This window comes from Variovorax sp. AC194 (genome assembly GCF_979257995.1).
This window is the reverse complement of sequence record NZ_OZ409823.1, coordinates 776757-801477: the sequence shown is the minus strand read 5'-3', so window position 1 is coordinate 801477 and position 24721 is coordinate 776757. Positions and strand designations below refer to the sequence as shown.

Below are 24721 nucleotides of genomic sequence, written 5' to 3'. Positions count from 1 at the left end.
TGCATGACGACGGTCGCAGACCTCCCGGCGGACACCGCCATCGCCCCGCAGTGGCTGGGCCGCGTCGATTACGCCGGCACCTTCGCGGCGATGAAGCAGTTCACGCTGGAGCGCGCGCCCGAAACGCCCGATGCGCTGTGGGTCTGCGAGCACGCCCCCGTGTTCACGCAGGGCATCGCCGGCAAGCAGGGCCACATCCTGAACCCCGGCGACATCCCCGTGGTGCAGACCGACCGCGGCGGGCAGGTCACCTTCCACGGCCCGGGGCAGGTGGTCGCGTATCCGCTGATCGACCTGCGCCGCGCCGGCTACTTCGTCAAGGAATACGTCTACCGCATCGAGGAATCGGTGCTGCGCACGCTCGCGCATTTCGGTGTGACCGGCCACCGCGTGCCGGGCGCGCCGGGCATCTACGTGCGGCTGGACGACCCGTTCTCGCATGCCGCACTGACCGGCCCGCTGCCCGCCGGCGACCCGTTCCGGGGCCTCGGCAAGATCGCCGCGCTGGGCATCAAGGTGAGCCGCCATGCCACGTACCACGGCGTCGCGCTCAACGTCGACATGGACCTCGAACCCTTCTCCCGCATCAACCCTTGCGGCTACGCGGGGCTGCAGACGGTCGACCTTTCTACAATCGGCATCCAAACCACATGGGAAGAAGCTGCCGGCGTGCTGGGCCAAAAGCTCACCACCTTCCTGGCACCTTAGCAATCCAATGAGCACCACCGAAGTCGTCCGCGACGCGCAAAGCGCCGAAACCTACAACCCCCTGGCCAAGCAAAAGGCCGCGGCCAAGCTCTCGCGCATCCCCGTCAAGGTCGTGCAGACCGGCGAAGTGCTCAAGAAGCCCGAGTGGATCCGCGTGAAGGCCGGCAGCCCCACCACGCGCTTCTACGAGATCAAGCAGATCCTGCGCGAGAGCAACCTGCACACCGTCTGCGAAGAAGCCTCGTGCCCGAACATCGGCGAATGCTTCGGCAACGGCACGGCCACCTTCATGATCATGGGCGACAAGTGCACCCGCCGCTGCCCGTTCTGCGACGTGGGCCACGGCCGCCCCGATCCGCTGGACAAGGACGAGCCCCTCAACCTCGCCAGGACCATCGCCAAGCTGCGCCTGAAGTACGTGGTGATCACGAGCGTCGACCGCGACGACCTGCGCGACGGCGGCAGCCAGCATTTCGTCGATTGCATCCAGAACATCCGCGAGCTCTCGCCGATGACGCAGATCGAGATCCTCGTGCCCGATTTCCGCGGCCGCGACGACCGCGCCCTGGAGATCCTGAAGGCCGCGCCGCCCGACGTGATGAACCACAACCTGGAAACCGCGCCGCGCCTTTACAAAGAAGCGCGCCCCGGCAGCGACTACCAGTTCAGCCTGAACCTCCTGAAGAAGTTCAAGGCGCTGCACCCGAACGTGCCGACCAAGAGCGGCATCATGGTCGGCCTGGGCGAAACCGACGAAGAGATCCTGCAGGTGATGCGCGACATGCGCGCCCACGACATCGACATGCTGACCATCGGCCAGTACCTGTCACCGTCGGGCTCGCACCTGCCGGTGCGCCGCTACGTGCACCCGGACACGTTCAAGATGTTCGAGGAAGAGGCCTACAAGATGGGCTTCAGCCATGCGGCTGTGGGGGCGATGGTGCGGTCGAGCTATCACGCGGATCAGCAGGCGCACGCGGCTGGGGTGTGAGGCGGCGCGGGGCGAGCGCATCGCTCCGCATTGCATGGCGAGCGCGCGTTCGGCGATAGCGATACACATCGCTCGCGGGGCCCGCATCCGGTCACGCACTCGTTCGATGCGCACGGGCCCAATCTGCAAGGTCCTTCGGGTAGACCAAGTGGTCCCGGTAACTGCGGTCGTCGATGTCCCACAGCACCGTGACCAAAGCGGCCTCGAAAGCCCAGTAGCCGAAGTACGACGACCCTTCTTGGTCGGTGTGCGTGTCGTGCCAGTAGCAGTCCGTCATGTTCTGGTACCAGCCGTCGAGGAACTCCTTGACCAGCGCCGGCCGATCCTGCGCATCGGGAGCCGTCGCCTTGGCGAGCGGTCGATAGGCGGCGGGGTGCAGCAGCACACGTTCCACCGGTTCATTTTTTCCTGTCAGCTTCTCGACAACGGCTTCAAACAAGCCGTCGCGTCCCCGGTTGTATTCGGCGTTGCTGTCGATCCAGCCCATGACGGTCGGGATCAATTTCTCATGGCCGAGCAGGCGGCATAAAGCCAGCAGCCACATGACGTAGACATATGCCTCATGCTGCGTGATTTCGAGTGTGCGGGCTTCGTGGGCTGGAGGATTATTGAGCGGCACATACACATCGAAAGCCGCGATGACGGAAGGAAATTCTTCAGCCAGTTCAAATGTCGCACGTCCTGCGGTGTACCGAAGGATCAGCAGCTCCAAAGAATTCGTGGCGACGCTTCACGCGAATGACTGACGGGCCCTGGGCACCGACACCACGTCGTTGATCTCCGGCTTGAATCTCTTGATTCGGCATCTCAGGTTCTCTGCGAATTCTTCTGCATGAGCTTCATTGAGGAATGTTTGCCTGCGAACGTTTTTGAATGCCATGGAGGTTTCAGCGCCTTGGGGCAGACCGATCCAAATCCCATTGCCAGAACGTTGAGCCGTAGTCACTGTCCTCGATCACGGGCATCAATTCGCCAATCTTGAAGTAGCGGCGCGACTTTGTCTTTGCAGGGGTAACCCACCAGCCGGTTCGCGGACACGGCATGCCTCCTTCGATGCGCCCTTGTGCATCCACTCCGCGAATCGTTGCGTGCGCTGCCGAGTCTTCGCGCTTCGCTATGTCCAATCGGTCGCCCAGCGCGTCCGATGCATCATCGAAACGCGTGAAGTAAGTTCCGGCATCCTCGGGCAGGGCAAGCTGGCCAGGCGTGCTGCCGATGTGATACTGCATTTTGGCCACGCGTACGGGCTTGAGAACCCGGTTCAGCCACACATAGCGCGGAGGCAATCCGTCATCTTTGTGCCCAGGCTCTGGATGCGGACCTGCCTGGATGAACAGCCCCCCCGAATACGGCTCTACCGTAAAGGTTTCCGGCGCCAGTTCGGAACGCAAGTGCTCTACGCCTCCCAATCGGACTACCCAGTCATCATTGAGAAAATTGAGCCAATGGGCACCAGAGATACCGAGAAGCCCCTCCCGCGAGTTACCAAGCTGGGATGCGATTCGATGCGGTATATCAACGTCAACTCCACTGAACAACTTCGCAAGCTGAGCCTCGGCCCTGCAGGTCGTACTTTCTTCGTTGTAGGTGCGGAGAAAGCCGAGTCCGCCATAAGCTTGGTCGACTTGCAGTCTTTGAGCGCATCGTTTGATCAACGCAACAAACTTGGGCAAGTCGCCATTGGTGAGGAAGGCGAGGGGCGCTTGAAGTCTCAATCTGGCAAAGCTGAAAGCGAATGCCGGATCGACATAGCTTGCGGCAGTGTGGAACAAATAATCGCTGGCGTCATAGGCATGATCCCCGCCGCTAGCGTAGTACTGATAGGTGTCCTCGTTTTCCGGATCCCTTAAATATTGCTCGATGGTTGGCACTTTGCTTGTGGGCATGCGATGGCTCGAAACGGTTCCGTTCTTGAAGCCGTAAATCCATCGCAAATTTTCTATACCAACGACGCTCCAGTAATCGCGCCAGCACTCGATCAGAGCCTCGCGTGTCGCCTTCGTGGACTCACGCTCTGGATTCGTGTGCTTGAAGTAGAAGGTCGCATAGAGACCTGCTTTGTGCTCGATAAAATTTTTGTCCGCACGACAGAGACTTGTGTAACGCTCGAGCCGACTGAGACGTTCTTGGTAGGTTTTCTTCTTCATAGTGTCGTCATCCGCGCCCAATACGAGCGCGGCCATCCCTCAGGCATCGCGGGCTCACCCCCGGTCTCAAAGCTTCGGAGCGGACTGATCCAAATCCCATTGCCAGAACGTCGAGCCGTAGCCACTGCCATCAATGATCGGCATCACTTCGCCCTGTTTGAAATAGCGCCGGCTTCCCTTCAGGGCAGGCGTGAACCACCAGCCTGCCTGCGGGCACGCCTCCCCTCCCGGTGTGCGACTTGGACCTGACGGCAAAGCTTCCGTTCGATGCTCGCGGGCCCAATCGACAAGGTCTTTCGGGTAAACCAAGTGGTCTCGGTAGCTGCTGTCGTCGGTGTCCCAGAGCACCGTAACCAGCGCAGCCTCGAAAGCCCAGTAGCCGAAATAGCCAATTTGGTCTGTGTGGGTGCCGTGCCAGTAGCACTCCTTCAGGCCCTTGTACCAACCGTCCAGAAATTCCTTGACCAATGCAGGGCGGTCCTCGGCATGCTCTGCGATCACGGCCTTGCCCAACGGAGCGTAAGGCGCAAGGTGCAGGATGTAGCGCCCCGGATCTTCCATCGCGCCCGTGAGTTTGCCCACGATCTGTTCGAAAAGGGTGTCGCGGCCTCGGCTGAATTCACGGCCAATGTTCAGCCAACCCACAACCTTGGGTACCAAATCGGCATGGCCCAGCAGCTTGCACAGGGACAGAAGCCACATGACGTATACGTAGGCCTCGATCTGCGTGATGGTGAGGGTGCGAGCTTCGCTTGGAGGCGGATTGTTGAAAGGGATGTATCGGTCAAATGCTTCGATGACGGAGGGAAGCTCGCGCGACAGGCTCTCGATAGAGCGGCCTGCGGTGTAGCGAAGGATGAGGAGTTCAAGGGAGTACGACGCAACTCGCCATGCGGCACTTCCGCGAGCTTGCTCGCGAAGTTCGGGGTCGCCCGATCTCTTTGTGTAGTGCGCAATATCCTCGGCCAGATCCAGGTCACGCTCCTCGGCATGAGTCTCGCCGAGAAATCTCTGTCGTCGCGAGTCTTTAAATTTCAGCGCCATATCGTGTTCCAGCATGCATTGCCCTCAGGCCTAGCCGATCCCTTGCGCGGCTTCGGCGTCATGCTTGATACACTTTTTGTCCACGCGACAGAGACTTGTGTAAGGCTCGAGCCGACCGAGACGTTCTTGGTAGGTTTCCTTCTTCACAGCGTCGTCATCCGCGCCCAGAACGAGCGCGGCGACCGCCTCGGGCACCGTGCGCTCACCCGAGATATCAGAGCTTCGGAGTGGACTGATCAATATCCCATTGCCAGAACGTCGAGCCATAGTCGCTGCCTTCGATGTTCGGCATTACCTCGCCTTGTGTGAAATAGCGCCGACTTCCCTTAAGTGCGGGCGTGAACCACCAACCTGCCTGCGGGCACGCCTCCCCTCCCGGCGTGCGACTTGGACCTGATGGCAAAGGCTCCATTCGATGCCCGCGAGCCCAATCGACAAGGTCCTTCGGGTAGACCAGATGGTCTCGGTAGCTGCTGTCGTCAATGTCCCATAGCACCGTGACCAAGGCGGCCTCGAAAGCCCAATAGCCAAAATAGGAAGTCCCGTCTTTTGGGGTATGTGTGCCATGCCAGTAGCACGAGCTCATGTCCTTGTACCAACTATCTAAAAAATCCTTCACGAGGGCGGCTCGGTCTTCTGGCGCGAATACCGTGGCGCGCCCCAAAGGTCGATAGGGGTGCGGATGAAGCAGGACCTTTTCCGCCTCGACATGCGCTCCAGTCAATGCCTGCACGACGTTTTCAAACAAGATGTCACGACCGCGGTTGAAGTCGTAAGTTTTGTCGACCCACCCCATCACCTGAGAAATCAAAGATTCTTGAGCAAGGAGTTTGCTCAAGGACAACAGCCAGAACACATAGACATATGCTTCAAGCTGAGTGATTTCCAAGGTGTCGGCGATATTCCGAGGTGGCGTCATGAGGCGAGGCGAAATCTCGCTCCCGACATATGCTTCGAAGTCTTCGACGACTTCGGGAAGTTGGGCTCGAAGCTCCTCAATGGGCCGTCCTGCGGTGTAGTGCAAGATCAGCAGCTCCAACCCCTCCGACGCAATTCGCCACCTGAGTCGCCCCTGTGCACCGGGCGTCAATTCTTCCTCGGACAGCACTTTCCGAGCGCGCCTCACACTGTCTTCGAGCCAGTTGTGAGTTATTGAATATCGTTTTTTGTCTAGGAATTTCTGTCGATGAAATTCTTTACCAGTCATGCCGATTTCCAAAAACTCACCGGCGCCGATCTCATGGCTTCACACATGAGCTCGGCAATCTCTTCGTCCTTCGAATACTGGTCCGTCATGCAGTGCTCATCAGAGCTTCGGAGTGGACTGATCAACGTCCCATTGCCAGAACGTCGAACCATAGTCACTACCCTCAATGATCGGCATCGCTTCGCCCTGTTTGAAATAGCGCCGACTTCCCTTCAGTGCAGGCGTGAACCACCAGCCGGCCTGCGGGCACGCCTCCCCTCCCGGCGTGCGACTCGGGCCTGACGGCAACGCTTCCGTTCGATGGTCGCGAGCCCAATCGACTAGGTCCTTCGGGTATACCAAGTGGTCTCGATAGCTGCTGTCGTCAATGTCCCACAGCACAGTGACCAACGCGGCCTCGAAAGCCCAGTACCCAAAATAGGATGATCCTTCCTTCTCGGTATGCGTGCCATGCCAATAACAGGGGGCCATGTCTTTGTACCAGGTCTCCAGGAACTCCTTTACCAGAGCTGCCCGTTGGTCCGGCTCAAATACCGTGGCGCGTGCCAAAGGTCGATAGGGCTTGGGGTGCAACAGGACTTTCTCGGTTGTCACGTGCGCTCCCGTCAATGCTTGCATCAGATTCTCAAACAAGATATCGCGGCCGCGATTGAAGTTATATGTCTTGTCGATCCAGCCAGTTACCTTGGGAATCAGTGCGTCGTGCCCAAGCAATTTGCACAAAGACAGCAACCACATGACATAGACATAGGCTTCTAGCTGCGTGATCTCGAGAGTGTCAGCCTCATTGCGTGGCGGGTCTTGCAGGCGAGGGGAAACTTCACTGCCGATGAAGTCATCAAAGTCTTCGATCACACTCGGGAGCTGAGTCCGCAATTCCTCTATGGAATGCCCTGCCGTATAGCGAAGTATCAACAGTTCCAATCCGCCCGTGGCGATCAACCATCGATAGTCGGAAACGGCTTCTTTCACCAACTCGGTCTCGGCAATGTGGATGCGATCGCCATCGATTCGATGCTTCAGATCGTCATCGAATTCGCGAGCATGAACTTCACTCAGAAATCTTTGTCGTCGCCCTTCTTTAAATCCCATCTTCAACTCCTACAGTTTGTTGTCATCCGCCGTATCGGTCTTGCGCGGCTTGGGCGCACGACTCTCCAAGTCCATCCCGGACGCAACGACATCAATAAAGACATATAACTTGAGAGATGCGGCGCCAAGTGCTCCAGGTAGACAGATAAAAATCCAACGGGCATAGCGCGCATCCAAAATCTCCCGGCCTTTTGTCTCACGATAGGCCCTGTTTTTTGCACCAGGATCCTGTCTGTTCAGCGCCTGAGGAATACGGCGGGTTGTCCATCGCGTTCCCAACTGCGTTCCATCGCAAGTGTTGCCAAGTCGATTCTTGGCCTCTTTCTGAATGCCCTCGGTGTCCGCTGGATCGAAAGTCTTGGCAATGTGCTTGGCTTCGAAAACCACGAACTTCGGATACATCGAAGTTGCAGGCTTCTTTAGCTCCGTCGCCAGATAGTCATATCGCGTTTGAGGCGGCTTGTCGCTCGGAGGAATGAAGACCAGTTTGCCGGGCTTCGGCACCGTGACGGTCAAGGGCATCGGGTTGGGTTGGTCGAACGGAATCGACTTTTCGAACAAGCCGTCCAAGCCCTTGCCCTTTGGAGGATTGACCAAGCGTCTGTACTGCAGCACTTGCTCCATCAGCACATAGCCATCGTCTTCACATTCCGCTCCGTTCTTCTTGTTTTCTTCGCTCTGCGGCTTGCAATCATTGTTGGCCGTGTCCGTCACCGCATCCGCTTGAGGAGGCGCGTCCGGAATGGGCAATTGCTGCTTCTTCTCGTATTCGGCTCGCCAGCGCCGCAGGTCTTCGTCCTCCGTGTTCTTCTGAAACGCATTGCTCGGGGTCAACACGATCACCAGCACGAACAGCACGATCGCCGCCGGCTCGGCCAACAATGCCAACGCGCCTCGCGCTGCAGCACCAGCGCCGGGCCCGGCCACCGGAGGCGGCTCCACTGGCGGCACGAGACGCAAAGGCGGTCTCGCCCTGGGCATGTAAGGCTCGTTTGCCGGAGGTATGTCCGTCACCGGTGCATTCGGCAACGGCTGCGGGTTGGCCTGCGCAAGCAGGACCGGCTCTCCATATGCAGCAATCTCGATGCCCTTGACCTGCTTCTGCAAGATCCCCTTCCATGCATCGATCTCGGCCTTCGCCTTTTTTTCGCCTCCGCGCCAATCGAAGGTTTCGACGTGCTTTCGTGCATCGCCATAGCTCTGACTGTGCATGAAAGCCTGCACCTCGCTCCATGGCCGGCTGTCCGCTGCCATGCCCAGCAACGTACGCGCGGCTCCGTAACTCGGCATGAAGCCGGAAAAGTAATAACCCAGTTGATCGGCGACCTGCGAGCGCTCGCCGCCGCTCAGCACGTAGCTCAGGAAGTCCCGCGTCAGATGCAGAAAGTCATCGTCGTTGTGAAAGCCCTTGACCCGCGACAGCCACTGCCCCGCGACAGCCTTGGCCGCATCCGTTTGCCGAATGGCCTCCGCGGGATAGAAAAGCCCGAGGAAACGCTCGATCTCCCCCACCGCCATGCGAACGGCATCCGACAGGTTCGGTTTGACCTGCTGGATGGGAATGGTGCGTGGAATCACGACATCAATCCCTTCACCAGCGCAATGGCCGCATCGGCATCGGTGGCGGTCCCGAAGCGATCATTCGGCCGCTTCGATTCACTGTCCCACTTGCGCTCGTCTTCGCCCCAGACAACCTTCGCCGAACCCGATGGCACGCCGTCATGGCGCGCGAAGCCGTTGTCGTCGAGCTTTCCGCGGATGACGGCGCCGTTGTCGAAGATGAGCTTGTACGCAGCCCCTTTGACGGGCTCCAGATCGTCGTAGTGGTGATTCAGCTCGATGAAGTGCTGCGCCTCGTTGATCGCCCCTGTGGGCAGGTGCGGCAACTCCGCCGGGCTCCCCTTCGGCCCCACGAAACTCTTGCTCGTCCCCTTCACATCCAGGAGCCCCGGCATCTTCAACGTGATGTTCGCCCCATCCAGCTCGATGCTCGTCTGCCCACCTTTGAGCGTGATCTTCTGCTTGGCCAGCACGTGGATCTCGTCGTTGCTGCTCGTGACCGTGAAGCCTTCGTTGGCCAGCCATTCGAGTTCATCGGTATGCGCCTCCACGCTCACCGGCCCCTCCTGCGCGATCACCTGGATCCCGCCTTCGTGGCTGTAGAGCCCCACCGACTTGCCGGCCGCAAAACTCACCGTCTTGCCCGCCGCCATGTGCGCCTGTTCCTGCGCCGTCCAATGGATCGCCTCGCCCGCGAACACCGTCGCGCTCGCGGGTGTCGCCATGTTCAAACTCATGTTCGCGTCCAGCACCATGAGCGGCCGCGCGAAGGCGGGCACCGGGTCCTGGCCCTGGCGTGAATCCGCACCTTCACCGCCCTTCGGCTCCCGCGCATCCTGCCCGTTGACGCTGCCGGGGTAGTGCCCGTTCTTCTCCGGATCGATGTCGTCGATGAGCGGCTGCAGCAGCGCCGTCGCCTTCAGCGCCAGCGCCTTGGCGCCACCGGCCGCATCGGACAGGTTCTGCGATTCGCGCAGCGCACCGGCCAGTTGGCCGCGCACGCTCGCGGTGTCCTGCACGCTGCCCGCCGCCCGCTCCTGCGCCAGCGTCGAAATCAACAGGCCTTCGCCCGCGCGCGTGACCACCCACGCATCGGAGCGCAGCTCGGCACCGGTGCCGCGCCACGCACCGCGGTTGCTCTCATCGGGCGACTGCGCATTGAGGTGCCCCAGGTTCAGCTGGCTCGCCGCATGCGAACTCGCAAGCCGCGTGCGCACCTGGCCGGGCGCATCGTCCGCGATCCACTGGTTGTAGCCGCTGCCGTCGAGCGCGCGGCTGTGCCAGCCCGAGAGCACGCCCGCATGGTTGGCCGACGAATCGGCGCCCGCGGACCACGGCGGCAGGTCCTGCCCGTTGTAGAGCTGCTGGCTCACCACCGGCCGGTCGATGTCGCCCTCGATGAACGACACCAGCACCTCCGAGCCGACGCGCGGCAGATGGTGCGCGCCCCAATTCGGCCCGGCCACCGGTGCGGCCACGCGCAGCCACACCGACTGGCGGTTGCTCGCATGCCGGCCGGCCGCGACAAGGCTGCCCTGCCCGCTCTGCGCTGACTGCTGTTGCGTTGCCGCGCGCTGCGACTGCCAATGGAAACGCACCTGCACACGGTGATCGCGTTGCGTGTGAACGGCGGTCGGCGCCTCGTCGTCATCCGCGCCGACCACGAGCGCGACCATCGCCTCGGGCGCCGTGGGCTTGGGCCGCCAGATCGGCGCGATCTGCGCTTCTGCCGGCTGCGCCTCGAAGCTGTTGCGGTAGCTGCCCTTCTCGAGCTCGCCGGCCTCGAGCACCTGCGCGGCCTGCGCGCCGAGGTTGTTGGCGGCTTCGTGGTGCACGCGCAGCGTGACGAATTTTTGCCCTTGGTAGCGGTCGTGCTGCGTGAGCGTGAAGCGTTCGCCCGCGCCGAGCTGCCGTACGCTGCCGCCAGCGCTGTAGCGCTTGATGCGCGACTCGAACGCCACGAGCTGGTTCTCGGCACGCCGCGCAGCCGCGGCGTTGTTGGCATAGCGCTGCGAGCCCGCGCCGTCGTAGTGCTCCAGCACGGGCACGTCGCCCATGGCGAGCGCACTCTGCGTCGAGCCCGTGGGCGCCTGCAGCACGCTGGCGTCCCACGCGTTCAGCGTGACGGCGTTGCTCACGAGCTGGCGCCGGCTGCTCCATGCGGTGATCGCGTCTTCTTGCTCGGTGGCATCGACGCGATGAAAGCGGATCTCGGGCAATGCGCAATCGGGCGCCTTCGCTTCGCGATCGAAGATCACCAGGCGGTGGTGCGACGGCGTTGCGTTGTTGTCCGCGCTGCCACCACCACCGCCCTCCGCTTTCGTCTGCTCATGCTCGAAGCGAAAGCTCAGGCCTTCTTCGGCGAGCAGGCGCATCACGAAGGCGAGGTCGGACTCGCGGTACTGCACGCAGGTCGGCCGCACAGGCAGCTCCTGCGTGACCTCGAAGCTGAAGCTCGCGCTCGTGTGGTCGGCGAACACTTCGCTCACGATGTCCTGCACGCTCTTGGCGGCGTACACGAAGCTGTCGCGGCGAAGGCCCAGGGCGGCGAGCCAGGGCTGCAGGTGCAGCCGGTAGCGCGCGAGGCCGCCGTCGCCGCCCAGCGCGTCGACGGCGGTGAGGTAGCCGTGCCAAGTGCGAAAGCTGCCGTTGGCCAGCAGGAGGCGCAGGCTCAGCTCCTCGCCGATCAACGCGAAGGGATCGAACTCGCTGGAGGTGGCGAGGGTGTCGATGGTGAAGGCGAAGAGTTCGTTGATGCCTTCGGTCGCGGTGAAGCGCTCGACGACGACGGCAGCACCCACGTTCTTGTCGGCGCCGGGCGCCACCAATCGGACGAGGCGCGCGGTTTGCGACAGTGCGGCGACATCGAGCGATCCGGCCGTCGCGGCGGGCAGTTCAAGAATATCTGTCACGGCGTTCTCCCATTTGTTTTTCTAGACGGTTCCGTAGGTCTGGTCTTCGTCGGACCACATCTTGATGTCGTCCTCCGATCGATGATTCACGAAGACGGTGTTGACGAGGTCGGGGCAGGTTTCCGGCATCGGCAGGTAGTCGACCGAAAAGATGCAAGGGTCGTTGGTTGTATCGGTGCCGACGATGATCACGTTTTCGCGCTCCGCGCACTTGATCGATGCGCCGAGGTTTGCGGCCATGCCGCGCGTGATCAGCCTGACGTGCAGCAGGATGCTGTGCGGCGTGTAGATGCTCTCGGCAAACGAGCAGACAAGCCCCGGCACACGTTTGGACTCGCCGTTGCTGCCATAGAGAATGTTCCATCCATACACGAACGAAGCCATGAGCTTGTTCTTGCCACCGGTACGCCTGGACTTGTAGTAGATGTTGATCTTCGATGCGTTGTTGAGATTCGAGAAGGCGAAGTTGAAGTTCGCCTTCTCGTCGTCGACGGTGTAGGTGGCGCGGATCGCGAACTGCAATTTCACGAGCCCCATGTTCTGGGCCTGGAGGGAGGGGTACATCGGGAATGCGATGTCCGCCCGCGAAAAATGGTCCTGCCGCGAATCGAGCATGTGCTTTCCGTAGAAGGAGCGCCGCAGGAACAACTCGATCAGGTCGATTTCGCTTCTCGCCGTGCATTGCTGCCAGATGAAGATGCCGGTGAACACCACGATCAGGATGAAGGCGCCCCATGGCCCCAGCACGAATGCGGCGGCCGAGCCTTCGAGCACGCCCGCAACGGCTACCCGTGCCGCCACCGAGCGGACTATTTCGACAAAGAGCACGCCCTGCATGGCTCGGCTCGACCAGCCCAGTTGGGTATCGTTGTGCGCCCAAGCCTGTTCGGCCGTCTTGCCCGCACCGATGATGAAGAAGACGTTGCCGATGGACAGCAGCCCGGTTCCCAGCCACTTGAGCTTGGACGTGTGGCGCACATAAGCCTTGAGCGTCAACGGCAGGCCCTTGTCTGCCTTGAGCATTTCTTCCACCGCTTCCCGAGACGTGGACACGTCGATCGCGGCGCCGCCATTCGATGAAAACATCGACTTGAAGCTGAGCTTCACGTCCTTCGGGTTGATCGCCTCGATGTGCTTCCACACGGACGACTCTTCCGCGAAGAGCTTTCCCTTCGTGAACGTCATCTCGTAGACCGAGCGCGCATCGAGCAGGGTCAGGAACAGGCGCCCGAGATTGTTGGAGAGATTTTCAGGACTCTTCGCATTCGGCGTCTCGTACATCGTCCAGACATTGAGGAACATGTTCATCAGCACCAGCGTGTATGCGACCGGGTTCGCCGTGCGGGAGAACGTCTTGACCATCGCGTTCTTTTCTTCGGTGAGCCGCTCCTTGAGCTGCGCCTGCAATTCCGGCGACGCTCCTTTCACTCGCCGCGCTGCCGCGGCCTCCAGGAACTGGCGGAAGAACCCTTCGGACACGTCGCGGGTGAACTCCTTGCCGGTGATCACGGCCCGGCGGAAGCGGGCCAGGCGCTTCTTGTAGGTCGATTTTTTCTTGTCCGCCGCATAGTCGTCGACCAGCTTGGCCCAGAACTCTTCGTGCACGAGCCCGCAGGTGCCGTTGACGAACACGGTCGTCAGGTTGTCGACGATGTCTTCATCGCCTCGCCCGAAAATTTCGCAGGCCAGCAGGTAGAGGCGCTCGGCCGAGTTCTTCGCCAGCAGGTCGATCACATTGCAATGGTTCGCCAGATGTGGAACCAGCAGTGCTTCGATCTTTTCGTGCTCGCTCACGATCGCTTCGAATTCCTCCTGCCAGCCATCGACGAGGTTGTCGTCCAGCATTTCCAGTTCGACCGGCTTGAACGGCTCGAAGAGCAGTTCTCCCCAGTTGACGACAGGCACGCCCGTCGAGGAACCGGGCATTGCATCCATCTGGGTCAGCCGCTCCAAGTGCTCTTTTTCGTATTGCCTCGAATCCGCAACGGCTTTCTTCGCGCCGAGCTTGGTGATCTCTTCGTAGTGGGCAAGGCTCCCGAACGCATGCTCGTTACGCGAGAACCACATTGCCCTGTTCGCATGGCACAGGCTGCTCGCGTGGTTGAGTTCTTCGGCCACGCCCAGGGGATCGAGCAGGCCCAGGATGAGCGGCGTGCTGGACGTGCCATCGGGGTATTCGGAGCATTGCGTCATCTGCGCGGCGAGGTTCTCGTTGAACCGCGCCCGGAAGCGGTATTCCTTGCCCGAAAAATAGGTCGCAAAAACGTCGAACCCAACGTTGCCCAGTTTCACCGGCGCCTCGCCAGGCATGTCGGCCACGCTCGCGTAGGACCCGTCCAGTGAGTTCTGATGCTCGAAAATATTGTCGAACGACTTGGCGCTCTCTACGCGATACACCAGTGCGTCGGCCTGCGGTGGCATGCCGCCGCTCTTGAGCGTGCCCAGGTCGAGCACGGTCATCAGCGCGTCCATGTTGTCCAGCAGATTCGAGCGCTGCTCTTTCGTCAACCAGTTGATCGAGTAACCGATCGCCACCTTGCCTTTGTAGTGGTGCGAGATACGGATGAACCGGTTATTGGCTGCGTGCTCGGCCTCGCGCTTGCAGGCCGATTCGGTGACTTCGATGTTTTCCGAGACGCTTTGAATGCGAGAGAAAACGCCGTTGTCGTCGGCGTGGAAGTATTCCCAGAACGGCGGGCTCGCATCTTGAAAGTACACGTACACGAAGGCGTTCGCGATGACCTTCAGGCCCCAGCGTGCATTCTTCAGAGGCGTGGACGGCAGAAAATGAGGAGGCGCGACTTTTTCGCAATGGACGTCGTCCGCCATCTTGTCCAGGAATGGGTAGACCCCCAGGCGCGTGGGATAGATGGCAAACGAATTGCCCATCCCGCAGACCTTGCACTTTTCATTTGGCATAAGGTTTCACTGGTCCCGAAATTCGAAGAGAGCGCGTTCGACATCGGCCTTCGCTATATCGTCGAGGCGCGGAAAAATCGAAAACCCGGCTTCGCTCTTTTCAGCCAGGGCATCCATCAATGCGGCGTCTTCTTCGATCGCCTTGTTCTCGAACAGCCGCAGCAATGCCAACTCGACCTTGGCGGTCGGATCGAACCTGTCCAGGCCGAGAAACGGCGCCACGTTCCTGGCACTGATCTCCTGCAGCTGCATGGTCAGGGCAGGCGTTGCCTCCGACGTGTCTCCAACGATCAGGAGTTGCAGGCTCATCTTGTTGATGCAGGACCAGCGTTCCAGCTCCTTGCGCCAGGGGTCCGCAAGAAGCGGCGACCATGGCTCGTTCTCCGTAGCCAGGGGCTCGATGTGCAGGATGCGAGGGACAGCCGCGGCGTCGAAGAAGTGCCAGTCGACCGCACCGACCCTGCGGCCCATGGGCGTCGAGAACAGGCGGCGCCACGACGCCATGGTGTGGCTCGCGGCATCGACATGCTGGAGCACGCGCGGGTCCCAGAAGCGGAACAGCCGCTTCTGGCCGCTGCTGTCTTTCAGCGATCCCATTCGCTCGAGCAGCATCACGAGTGAACCGAGATCGGCATCGCGTTTCTTGCAGACCAGGAATCCAGCGGCGCTCCTGCTCTGCGACCAGACCTCGCCTTCCTTCGGAATGTGCGCAGCCTCCGAAATGCTCAGCGACTGGAGGTCGTGAAGAACCGCACCCTCGGCCGATCCGGCTTCCAGACCGAGGAGATAGGGCTGCTTGCTGTCCTCGGCTTCTGCATGTTTGATCTTCAGTTTTCTGATGCGGTCGCCCGGTAGCGAAGGCAACGCGATCCCACCGGCATCGAACGGGTCGCCGAAGAACGGATCGATCAGGGCTTGCACCTGTCCGAGGCCGTGGAAGGAGTGGATGTCGCGCATGGAAAACGCCGGCTCAAACGAGGGCGCCGCCCCAATTGCCGGCCTGCTCCGTCTTCTTGGCGCAGCCTGCATAGGTGCTGGTTGCGAGCGAGGACGACGCGCTTGCACTCCCGGGCCCGACGAAGTTGTGCATCCCTCGGAACGTCACCTTCCCCGGCGCGTGGATCTTGATGCTTGCGCCTTCGAGCTTGATGTACGCCCCGGCGCTGGTCAGCAGCACGTGTGTCGGTGCTTCCACCTCGACGTTCTTCGTCGTGCTGGCGATCGTGACCTTCTTGTCGGCCGCGATCTTGGTGGCGCCCTTCTGGCTCTGCAGCGTCACGCTGCCGCTGGCCGCATGCAGCGTGATGCCGCGCTCCTGGTTGGGTTCGCTGCTCCCGCTCGCCTTGGCGCCCAGCGTGTACAAGCTCACGCCCTTGGCCACGCCCACCGCGATCTGCCCTTGTGCGGGCAGGTCAATGTCCTGATTCGCGACGATGGCGGTGTGCTTGCCGCTCACGGCGATCGCCTCCTTCGGCGTGACGAAGCCGATGCCCATGGGCGCGCTGAACTGCAGGTGCGGCTCGCTGTACGCGGTGACGCTGCCTTGGCCGCCTTCGGTGGCCTTGATGTCGCCGCCGCCGTTCGATTGGGTTGCGCTGCCTTCTTGCTGCGCCCCGAGCACTTCGGCCACGTGCTTCAACGCCTCGATGGCGGGCAGCTTGTCGGGTGCTTCTTCACCCTTGATCTGCGCCTTCTGCGTCTGGGCACTCTTGGCGAGCGAAGTCGCGAGTTCCTCGGCCTGCTTGGTCTGCTGCTGCGCCTCGCGGCTGGCCATGAACGCGCCCTTGGCGTTCTGCTGGGCGTGGGCGCTCACGAGCAGGCCTGCGCCTGCGCGAATGGCACCTTGCGCGGTCGTGGCCAGTTCGGCCCCATGGCCTCTTGCCTTGCCGCGCGCGTTGTCGTCCTGCTGCTTGTGGTGCCCCAGGTGCAGCCGACTGTGTGCCTGCGTGGTCACCAAGCTCGTGCTGCCCTGCCCGGGGGTGTCGTCGAAGACCAGCTGGTTGTAGCCGCCGTCGCCGCTCTGGCTGGCGCTCAGTTCCTGGGTCTTGATGCCGGAGAAGACAGCGTTGTGCGCGTGCTCCTTGGCGTCCTTGCCTTCGCCCGCGAACCACGCTGGCGCATTGCCGGTGGATTGGGCTGCACCCGCAGCCTTCTCGTTGTGCTGGGCGTCGGTCTGGCCGGCGCCGTTGTAGAGGGCTGCGACGACCACGGGGCGGTCGATGTCGCCATGGTGGAACTCCACCAGCACCTCCTGCCCTACGCGCGGCAGGGTGACCTGGCCCCAGTTGTCTCCCGCAGCGCTGGCGGCCACGCGCACCCAGGCGCCCAGGCGATCGGCCGCGGGCGCGTTGTCCTGGCCGTCGGCGCGGGGCTGTCTTGCGCTGGCGGCGCTGCCGCGCTGCCAGTGGAATTGGACCTTGACGCGGTGGTCGCGGTCGGTGTGCACGGGGGCGTTCTCGCCCACGCCGATCACGATGGCGCTCTGGCTGCCATGCACGCTGGGCTTGGGATGGATGCGCTGGCCGTGGCCGTCGATGCTCAGCGGGCGGTAGGGGATGGCCGCGCGAACGGTGGTGAAGTCGTTGCGGTAGTGGGTGACGGTGTCGGGTGTCGAGGCCGCGTTGCCGCTGTCCTCCGGTGCATCGAACACGGTGGCGATGTCGGGCAGCCCGAGGCGTTCGCCGACGCCGGCCTTCAAGGCTTCGTCGAAGTTGTTGCGCGCGATGTGGCGAACAGCCAGCACGGCGAAGCGGCGGTCTTCTTCGCTGTCCTTGTCGTGCTGCTCATGGCCGGTCAGGGTGAAGGTGGTGGCGGGCGCGAGAGTCCGCACGGCGCTTTGGCCTTCGAAGCGCTTGTTGCGCAGTTCCAGGGCCTGCAGGGCGTTGGACAGCAGCCGCTCGCCCTGGGCGGAGGTCTCCCAGCCGTAGGCGCCGGGATCATCACTCCACTGGAGTACGCGGTGCTTGTTGGACGACGTGCCTGAGCTCACGCCCGAATCCGAGCCCCGGCTTTGCTGCTGCACGGGCCGCGCGCTCACGCTCTTGTAGTCCCAGCTCTGCTGCGCGAGGCTGTTGGTCTGCAGCTGGCGGCTGCCGCGCCATTGCTGGATGGTGTCTTCTGCTTCGCTCGCATCGGCGCGGTGGAAGCGGATGGTGGCTTGCGCATTGGCGCGGAAGGCGCCGTTGTGGTCGGCGATGACGAGGGTGTGGCTGCCGAGGTTGCCGTCCTTGCCGGTCGCGTGCTCGACCCAGTAGAAGAGGCCTTCTTCGGCGAGCAGACGCGCCACGAAATCGAAGTCGCTCTCGTGGTACTGCGTGGTGATGCCGCGCACGGGATAGATGTCGCGCTGCGCGATCTCCCAGCGCCATTGCACGGCGAGCTTGCCCTGGCTCTGATACCGCGCGAACACGGCATCCACGATGTCGAACACGCTCTGGTGTTGAAAGAGGCAACTGTCCTGGCGATGCCGCAGGAACGCGAGCCACGGCTCGATGACAAGCCGATAGCGCGCCATGCCGCCATTGCTCGAGACGCACTCGGCTTCGGTCACGTGGCCATGGAACGGACGCAGTTCGGTGCGGCTCTGTGCGGTCTGCAGATCGAGGCGAACGCCCTGGCCCATCAAGGTCTTGAGCTCGATGTGCGCGTCGTCGCTCAGCGCTGTGAGCTCGAAGCGAAAGCCGCCATCGTCCAACGACTCGATGCCGTCGAGGCGCTCGGCCAGCAGCTTGTTGTCACCCAAGGGCGTATGCAACACCAGCAGCCGGTCCTGCTGTGTCGTCCCCGCACGCAATTGCGCGCCGAGCGAAGCCGAATTGAAGTCCGTCATGTCTCTGGTTCTCCCTTTGACCCGAACCGCCGCAGCGCCTAGGTGATCCTGTAGCGGAACTCGCCGCTCTTGGCGCAGCTGGCCTTGATCTTCGCGAGCGGCGTCTCGTCGGCCATGCGCGTGAGCACCGCTTCCGCGATCTCGGGCAGGAGCGTGCCGTTCAGGATGTGATCGACGTTGCGCGCGCCCGAGTCGACCTCGGTGCAGCGCGCGAGCACGGCCTCCACCAGCGCGTCGTCCCACTCGAACACGGCCTTGTGGTTGGTCGCGATGCGGTCGCGGATGCGGCCGAGCTTGAGCGCAATGATCTGCTCGAGCACCGCATCGGTGATCGGATAGAACGGCGCCACTTTCATGCGGCCGAGGAAGGCCGGCTTGAAGGCCTTCATGAGCACGGGGCGCAACGCCTCGGCCAGCGCGTCGGGCGCGGGGCGCTCGTCGTCGGCCTTGTTCAGGCACGCCTGCATGATCTGCGACGAACCGATGTTCGAGGTGAGGATGATCAGCGTGTTGCGAAAGTCGATCTCGCGCCCTTCGGCGTCGTCCATCATGCCCTTGTCGAACACCTGGAAGAACATCTCCAGCACGTCGGGGTGCGCCTTCTCGACCTCGTCCAGCAGCACCACGCTGTAGGGCTGGCGGCGCACGGCTTCGGTCAGCACGCCGCCTTCGCCGTAACCCACGTAGCCGGGCGGCGAGCCCTTCAGGCCCGAGACGCTGTGCGCCTCCTGGTACTCGCTCATGTTGATGGTGATGAGCTTCTTCTCGCCGCCGTAAAGAATGTCGGCGAGCGCCAGCGCGGTCTCGGTCTTGCCCACGCCCGAGGGGCCGACGAACATGAACACGCCGCGCGGCTTGTTGGGGTCTTCCAGGCGCGCGCTCGCAGTGCGCACGCGCTGCGCCACGGCGGCGAGCGCGTGGTCCTGGCCGATCACGCGTTCGGCCAGCAGCGTATCGAGGGCGCGCACGGTCTTGATCTCGTCCTTGACCATGCGGCCCAGCGGCACGCCGGTCCAGGCCGAGACGATCTCGGCGACGACGTGGCCGTCGACCTGCAGCGGCACCATCGGTGTGGTGCCTTGCAGTGCGCGCAGTTCGGCGAGCAAGGCGTCGAGCTGGTCGCGTTCGGGGTCCGCGGCGGCAGCGGCTTTCTTGCGGCCGGCGGCGCGGGCCGGTGCGGCTTTCTCCGTGGGCGCGGCCTCGGGTTGCACCGCCGACTCATCGCGTTGCGCACGCAGTGCGCGGATGCGTTCGACCAGCACATTCTCTTCGGCGAGGCGCTGCTGGCTCGCGGCCAGCTCGGCCTGCAGCGCGGCCTTCTGCTCCGCGAGTTCGGCCTGGCGCGCTTCATGGCGCCCGCCGGCCGCGGTGTCGCGCACCAGCGCGGCGCTCTCGGCTTCGATGCGTTCGAGCCCGCGGTGCGCTTCCTCGATGAGTGCCGGCGTCGCGCTCTGGCCGAGCGCCACTTTCGCGCACGCCGTGTCGAGCACGCTCACCGCCTTGTCGGGCAGCTGGCGGCCGCTGATGTAGCGGTGCGACAGGCGCACCGCCTCGGTGATGGCTTCGTCGAGCACGCGGATGTTGAAGTGCTTCTCCATCAGCGGCACCATGCCGCGCAGCATCGCGGCGGCCAGCGTTTCGCTGGGCTCCTCGACCTTCACGACCTGGAAGCGCCGCGCGAGCGCCGCGTCCTTCTCGAAGTATTTCTTGTACTCGCCCCAGGTGGTGGCGGCGATGGTGCGCAGTTCGCCGCGCGCGAGTGCGGGCTTCAGCAGGTTGGCCGCATCGCTCTGCCCCGCCTGGCCGCCCGCGCCGATCATGGTGTGGGCCTCGTCGATGAAGAGCACGATCGGGTGCGGGCTTTTCTTGACTTCGGCGATCACGTTCTTCAGGCGGTTCTCGAACTCGCCCTTCACGCTCGCGCCGGCCTGAAGGAGCCCCATGTCCAGCGTGTGCAGCGCGACGGCGCGCAGCGACTCGGGCACATCCTGCGCCGCGATGCGCAGCGCGAGCCCCTCGACCACCGCCGTCTTGCCCACACCCGCCTCGCCGGTGAGGATGGGGTTGTTCTGGCGCCGGCGCATCAGGATGTCGATGACCTGGCGGATCTCGGTGTCGCGGCCGATCACCGGGTCCAGTGCGCCGTCGCGCGCGCGCTGCGTGAGGTTGGTGGTGAACTGGTCGAGCGCGGGCGTCTTGCCCGGTACGCCCGCGGCCAGGGCATCCGCCGGCGGTTGCTGTGCGTCGCCGTCGGCGGCCGCGCCCGAGGCGCCGGCTTCGGCCGCTTCGCTCGAGCCGTCGGTGAGCTTGTCGAAGTCGTGCTTCAAATCTTCGAGGCGGATCTTCGCGAACAGCGGCGAGCCGCGCTGTGCGAGCTGCGCGAGGTCGGGCTCGGTCAGGAGCGCGAGCAGCAGGTGGCCCGAGCGGATCTGCGCCACGTGCGCATCGAGCGAGGCCAGGAGCCACGCCTGCTGGAACAACTGCTGCAGGTGCTGCGAGAACACGGGCGTGCGGGTGTTGCCGTTCTTGAAGGTCTGGATCTCGCGTTCCAGGTCCGACTGGATCGCGGTCGCGCTGATGCGGTTGGCGCGCAGCACGCGCGCGAGGTCGTTGTCGGTTTGCTCCAGCAGGGCCAGGAACAGGTGCTCCAGGTCCACCTCGTAGTGGCCGTTGGCCAGGCACAGGTTGGCCGCGCGCTGCGTGGCCATACGTGCGCTGCCGTTGAGCTTGGTGATCAGTGTTTTCAGCGATGTGCTCATGAACGGTGGTTGTCTTCTGTCGGTCTTGTCTTCGTTGAAAGGGCACTGCGGCTACTGCAGGGGCTGCAGTTCGTACTGGGTGTCGCTGCGGTCGCTCTCGGCCTCGCCGGTGGCGATGAAGCTGTCCCAGCCGAGGTGGCTGCCGCCGCTGTCGCTCAGCTGCACAGCGGCCACTTCCTCGCGCGCGAGGATCAGGCGCACTTCGTATTCGCAGGTCACGCCGGCCAGCAGCGCCAGCATTTTTTCGAGCGCCTTCGCATGCGCGCGGCCCGGAAAGAATTCGCGCAGCGCGCTGCGCTTGAGCGGGCCGATCCACAGGCGGATGCGCAGGTCGCGCTGCCAGATGCGCTCGCCCGCCATCGCGTTCTGCCCGAGGCTCACGTTGCCTTCGCCCAGGCGCGAGCGCTGCTGCACGGGCATGTCGTACCACTTGCCCAGGAACTGTTCGATGCGGATGTTGCTGCGAAAGTAATCGGACAGCACGCGCTGCAGATAGGCGGCCGACATCGGCCGATGCCGCACCGCGGCCGCATAGCCGGCCACGGTTTCGTCGAACACCGTGCCGGTGCCGTCGGTGAGCGGATCGCGCTGCGCGGTGTGCTCCAGCCCCGCCATCGACAGCAGCACCGGCAGGTAGGCGCGGCTGCGTTCGTGCTCGTAGTGCAGCGGCAGGCGGTACTTGCGCCAGGCCGCATAGAAGAGCGCGGTGGCGCGGTTGGTGAAGACGTCGAGAAACGCGCGCGCCGAGCTGTCGCGCAGGTGCTGCTCCCGGCGCATCAGCATCTCGGTGTAGACGATCGGCAGGGCGCCCGACACACCGAGCATGCCGAAGGAGGCGGGCGTGAGTTCGATGCGGCCGAGGCCATGCGCGTCTTCGCCCTGCGCCGAGGGCTCGCACAGCTCGGCGCTCGACACCAGCTGGCCCACCGCGTCGCGCACGGCCAGCGCCTCGATCTCGCTGGGCGGGAAGGTGAGGCTCGTCGAGCTGCGAAAGCGCAGCCAGCGCGGCACCATGCGCTCGCCGGGCACCAGGCGCTGGTGCACGTCGCGCTCCTGCCTTCGCAGCAGCACGAGCTCGAGCAGCCGCACCGCCTGGAAGAACTCGAAGCGGTACGGTTCGCGCAGCAGCCGGTCGGCTACAGCAGGATCGATTCGCCGCTGCGGGGTTTGCATCGCACCAGCTCCTCCTTGTCGCGCGCCGAAACGATCACCAGCTGGGTGAAGCTGTTCAGGTGCACATAGAGACCGAAGAAATGATCCATCACGCGCGCGAAGGCCTGCAGGCTGCTGCCCACGAAGCCGGCCTCGTCGACCGTGAGCTTGAGCTCGATGCCGCGCACGAAGGTGGCGAAGGGCTTGCCCGGCAGCCACTGCGTGGTGGCCTGCTGGTCGATGCCGGTGATGGCCTCGATCTGCCGCGCCGAGACGGCCGAGCGGCCGAGGTCGTACAGGCGCAGCATTTCCTTGAGCGCCGGCAACCCGCTGGTGGCCAGCGACAGATGGTTGAGCGACAGGTGCGACACCAGCCGCCACTGCACGCCCTTGCCGCGCGGCATGCGCAGCGTCTGCGTCGGGCGGCGCAGCATGCGGATCGAGCGCGCCACCGAGTTGCCTTCGATGAAGAGGTCACCGCCCGGCAGCCCGAAGGTCAGCGAATGCGGCAGGTCGCGGTTGGTGCAGGTGAGGTCGATGCTCAGCGTTTCGGTCTGCGGCAGCGAGGGCTGGAAGTCGATGTCCACGATCGAGAGCTCGGTCTCGTAGCCGGGGCTCCTCTGCGCGACGAGCTCGTTGCGCCGCGCGAACCAGTAGTGCTCAGCCTCCTTCGGATGCTCGCCGTGGTGCAGCGAGTAGAAGGGGCGGAATTCGATGTAGGCGTCGCCCTCTGCGGTCTGCTTCACGAGCTTGACCGCGTCGATGCTGTAGACCTCGAAGCCGAAGGCCCGGCGCGCATCGGCCACCACCGGGTAGGCGGCCGCGGCATGCGTGACGCGGATCGGATCGCTGCGCTGCTTGAAGAGGTTGATGACGGGCGTGCAGCCCAGCCGCAGGTTCCGGCTGGAGACGCCTTCGAGCAGCCGCGCCGCGGGCGAATCGGCGCGCACGCCGGTCATCACGAGGTGCAGCGTGATCGAGCGGCACGAGCCGATGTGGCGCAGCGCGTTCGCCAGGTCGATGTCCACGAAGTTGAACTTCTCGGGGAACGCGAAGTACTCGCTCAGGAGGCGGTACGCGGGGTGCGAGCGCGGCGGCAGTTCGATGAGCGCATCGGCCTCCTCGAAGCCGACGGGGTGCAGCGCCTCGCCCTGCACCAGCGTCCATTTGCCGCTGCGCTCGGGCTCCACGAAGACGGCGGCCGTCTTCAAAAAGATCGCATCGGCCAGCGCGGTGGCGAGCGAAGGCTCGGCATCGATGAAGGTGCGAAGGCGCGCCATGGTGAGCGCGAGCGTGCCGAGCGATTTCTGCTCGCCCGTTGCTTCGAGCGTGACCGAGAGGCACCCGGTGGCGTTGCGCGGCAGCGAGGCATGCGCGGGCGCGTTGACCACCGAATGGAACACCACGTTGGACACCTGCACGGCGGCCAGCGTCACGTCGTAGACGCTGCGAAAACGGCACGCGCCGCCGCGCACCGGCTGCGAGGTGAGCTCGGTGCCGCGCGCGATGGTGACGGGCTTGCTCAGCTTGGCGAGCGCCGCGCCGCCGGCATCGAACTGCGCGATCGAGCACGAGGGAAAGGGCCGGAGGTAGTGCGGGTACAGCACCTCGAGCAGCGCTTCGGTGAGCTCGGGATAGTCGTCGTCCAGTTTCTTGCTGATGCGCGCGGTGAGCAGCGCGAACGACTGGATCATCCGTTCGACGTGCGGGTCTTCGCTGCTGTCGGCGGAGATGGCCAGGCGCGCGGCGATCTTCGGGTAGCCCTTGGCGAACTCCTGCGAGTAGCTGCGCAGGAAGGCGAGCTCGCGTTCGTAGAAGGGCAGCAGTTCGTCCATGGTGTCCTAGGCGGCGCGGCTCTTGCCGGTGCCGCGCGTGATCGAGTACTGCAGCGTCGTGGGCTGCAGCATGGCGTCGAAGTTCACCGGCTCGGCGAGCTCGGGCAGCACGAGGAGCGCGGTGATTCCGAAATAGAGCATGTTGGTGCTGGTCTGGCCGTCCACTTCGAGCGACACCACGACGTCGCGCAGGCGCGACTCGTGGCGGGCGATGGCCTGCTCCAGCGAGCGGCAGATGAACGAGCGGTCGTAGTGGCTCGCCAGACTCAGGCCCGAGAAATCGCTCAGGCCGTAGGTCATGACGGAGCGCCGGCACTCGGGAAACGCCGCGAGCTTCGCGTCGTCGAAGACCATGCGCGTGTTGAGCAGGGATTCGAGGTCGCGCGCGACCATGTTCTTGACCTCTTCGAGCGACAGGTGGCGAAGCACCGGCGAAGCCGGCCCGCGCCAGTCGTCATCGAACAGTTTGTCGAGCAAGCCCGGTTCGAATCCATTCATGGGTCTGCCGCCTCGTGCATTGGATATCGGGCAAGGGCGCCGCGCGCGGGGGCGCGGCGCCAAAAAGA

General features: G+C 63.5%; 16 protein-coding genes. 2 read left to right on the top strand and 14 right to left on the bottom strand.

The features are described 5' to 3' along the window. Positions 1 to 3: 3 nt before the first annotated feature. Together lipB and lipA are read left to right on the top strand one after the other, a co-directional pair. Positions 4 to 708 (top strand): lipoyl(octanoyl) transferase LipB, encoded by a 705-nt coding sequence (gene lipB / locus ACZYRS_RS03845; RefSeq protein WP_463418181.1) that lies wholly within the window; start codon positions 4 to 6, stop codon positions 706 to 708. Positions 709 to 715: 7 nt separating this feature from the next. Continuing rightward, positions 716 to 1699 (top strand): lipoyl synthase, encoded by a 984-nt coding sequence (gene lipA / locus ACZYRS_RS03840; protein ID WP_463418180.1) that lies wholly within the window; start codon positions 716 to 718, stop codon positions 1697 to 1699. Positions 1700 to 1790: 91 nt separating this feature from the next. Here the strand turns inward: lipA and ACZYRS_RS03835 are convergent, their stop codons facing one another. The 14 genes from ACZYRS_RS03835 to tssE form a co-directional block, all read right to left on the bottom strand. Further along, positions 1791 to 2411: a PoNe immunity protein domain-containing protein gene (locus ACZYRS_RS03835; RefSeq protein ID WP_463418179.1), complete on the bottom strand. Its 621-nt coding sequence runs from the start codon at positions 2409 to 2411 to the stop codon at positions 1791 to 1793. A 175-nt stretch (positions 2412 to 2586) separates the two neighbouring features. Then, positions 2587 to 3846 (bottom strand): type VI immunity family protein, encoded by a 1260-nt coding sequence (locus ACZYRS_RS03830; protein ID WP_463418178.1) that lies wholly within the window; start codon positions 3844 to 3846, stop codon positions 2587 to 2589. Positions 3847 to 3912: 66 nt separating this feature from the next. After that, the gene (locus tag ACZYRS_RS03825; protein ID WP_463418177.1) at positions 3913 to 4905 is read right to left on the bottom strand and encodes a PoNe immunity protein domain-containing protein; all 993 of its coding nucleotides are present in this window, start codon (positions 4903 to 4905) and stop codon (positions 3913 to 3915) included. A gap of 199 nt (positions 4906 to 5104) precedes the next feature. Further along, positions 5105 to 6097 (bottom strand): PoNe immunity protein domain-containing protein, encoded by a 993-nt coding sequence (locus tag ACZYRS_RS03820; protein WP_463418176.1) that lies wholly within the window; start codon positions 6095 to 6097, stop codon positions 5105 to 5107. Between the two features lie 99 nt (positions 6098 to 6196). Next, positions 6197 to 7189, bottom strand: a complete 993-nt coding sequence (locus ACZYRS_RS03815) for a PoNe immunity protein domain-containing protein (protein WP_463418175.1) — start codon at positions 7187 to 7189, stop codon at positions 6197 to 6199. A gap of 9 nt (positions 7190 to 7198) precedes the next feature. Next, on the bottom strand, positions 7199 to 8767 hold the full coding sequence (locus ACZYRS_RS03810) for a hypothetical protein (protein ID WP_463418174.1): 1569 nt from the start codon (positions 8765 to 8767) through the stop codon (positions 7199 to 7201). After that, positions 8764 to 11661 (bottom strand): type VI secretion system Vgr family protein, encoded by a 2898-nt coding sequence (locus tag ACZYRS_RS03805; protein ID WP_463418173.1) that lies wholly within the window; start codon positions 11659 to 11661, stop codon positions 8764 to 8766. The genes ACZYRS_RS03810 and ACZYRS_RS03805 overlap by 4 nt, the downstream gene beginning before the upstream one ends. A gap of 21 nt (positions 11662 to 11682) precedes the next feature. Continuing rightward, positions 11683 to 14580, bottom strand: a complete 2898-nt coding sequence (locus ACZYRS_RS03800) for a toxin VasX (RefSeq protein ID WP_463418172.1) — start codon at positions 14578 to 14580, stop codon at positions 11683 to 11685. Between the two features lie 6 nt (positions 14581 to 14586). Next, entirely contained in the window at positions 14587 to 15537 is a 951-nt protein-coding gene (locus ACZYRS_RS03795; RefSeq protein WP_463418171.1) for a DUF4123 domain-containing protein, read from the bottom strand. A 13-nt stretch (positions 15538 to 15550) separates the two neighbouring features. Then, positions 15551 to 18409: a type VI secretion system Vgr family protein gene (locus tag ACZYRS_RS03790; RefSeq protein WP_463418170.1), complete on the bottom strand. Its 2859-nt coding sequence runs from the start codon at positions 18407 to 18409 to the stop codon at positions 15551 to 15553. A 38-nt stretch (positions 18410 to 18447) separates the two neighbouring features. Continuing rightward, on the bottom strand, positions 18448 to 21168 hold the full coding sequence (gene tssH, locus ACZYRS_RS03785; RefSeq protein ID WP_463418169.1) for a type VI secretion system ATPase TssH: 2721 nt from the start codon (positions 21166 to 21168) through the stop codon (positions 18448 to 18450). Positions 21169 to 21219: 51 nt separating this feature from the next. Continuing rightward, a complete protein-coding gene (tssG, locus tag ACZYRS_RS03780) occupies positions 21220 to 22341 on the bottom strand; it encodes a type VI secretion system baseplate subunit TssG (protein ID WP_198789557.1) in 1122 nt (373 codons plus the stop codon). After that, complete coding sequence (tssF, locus tag ACZYRS_RS03775) at positions 22305 to 24155, bottom strand: type VI secretion system baseplate subunit TssF (protein ID WP_198789556.1); 1851 nt, start codon at positions 24153 to 24155, stop codon at positions 22305 to 22307. Before tssF ends, tssG begins: the two co-directional genes overlap by 37 nt. Positions 24156 to 24161: 6 nt before the next feature. After that, positions 24162 to 24653 (bottom strand): type VI secretion system baseplate subunit TssE, encoded by a 492-nt coding sequence (gene tssE, locus ACZYRS_RS03770; protein WP_463418168.1) that lies wholly within the window; start codon positions 24651 to 24653, stop codon positions 24162 to 24164. Positions 24654 to 24721: the final 68 nt, after the last annotated feature.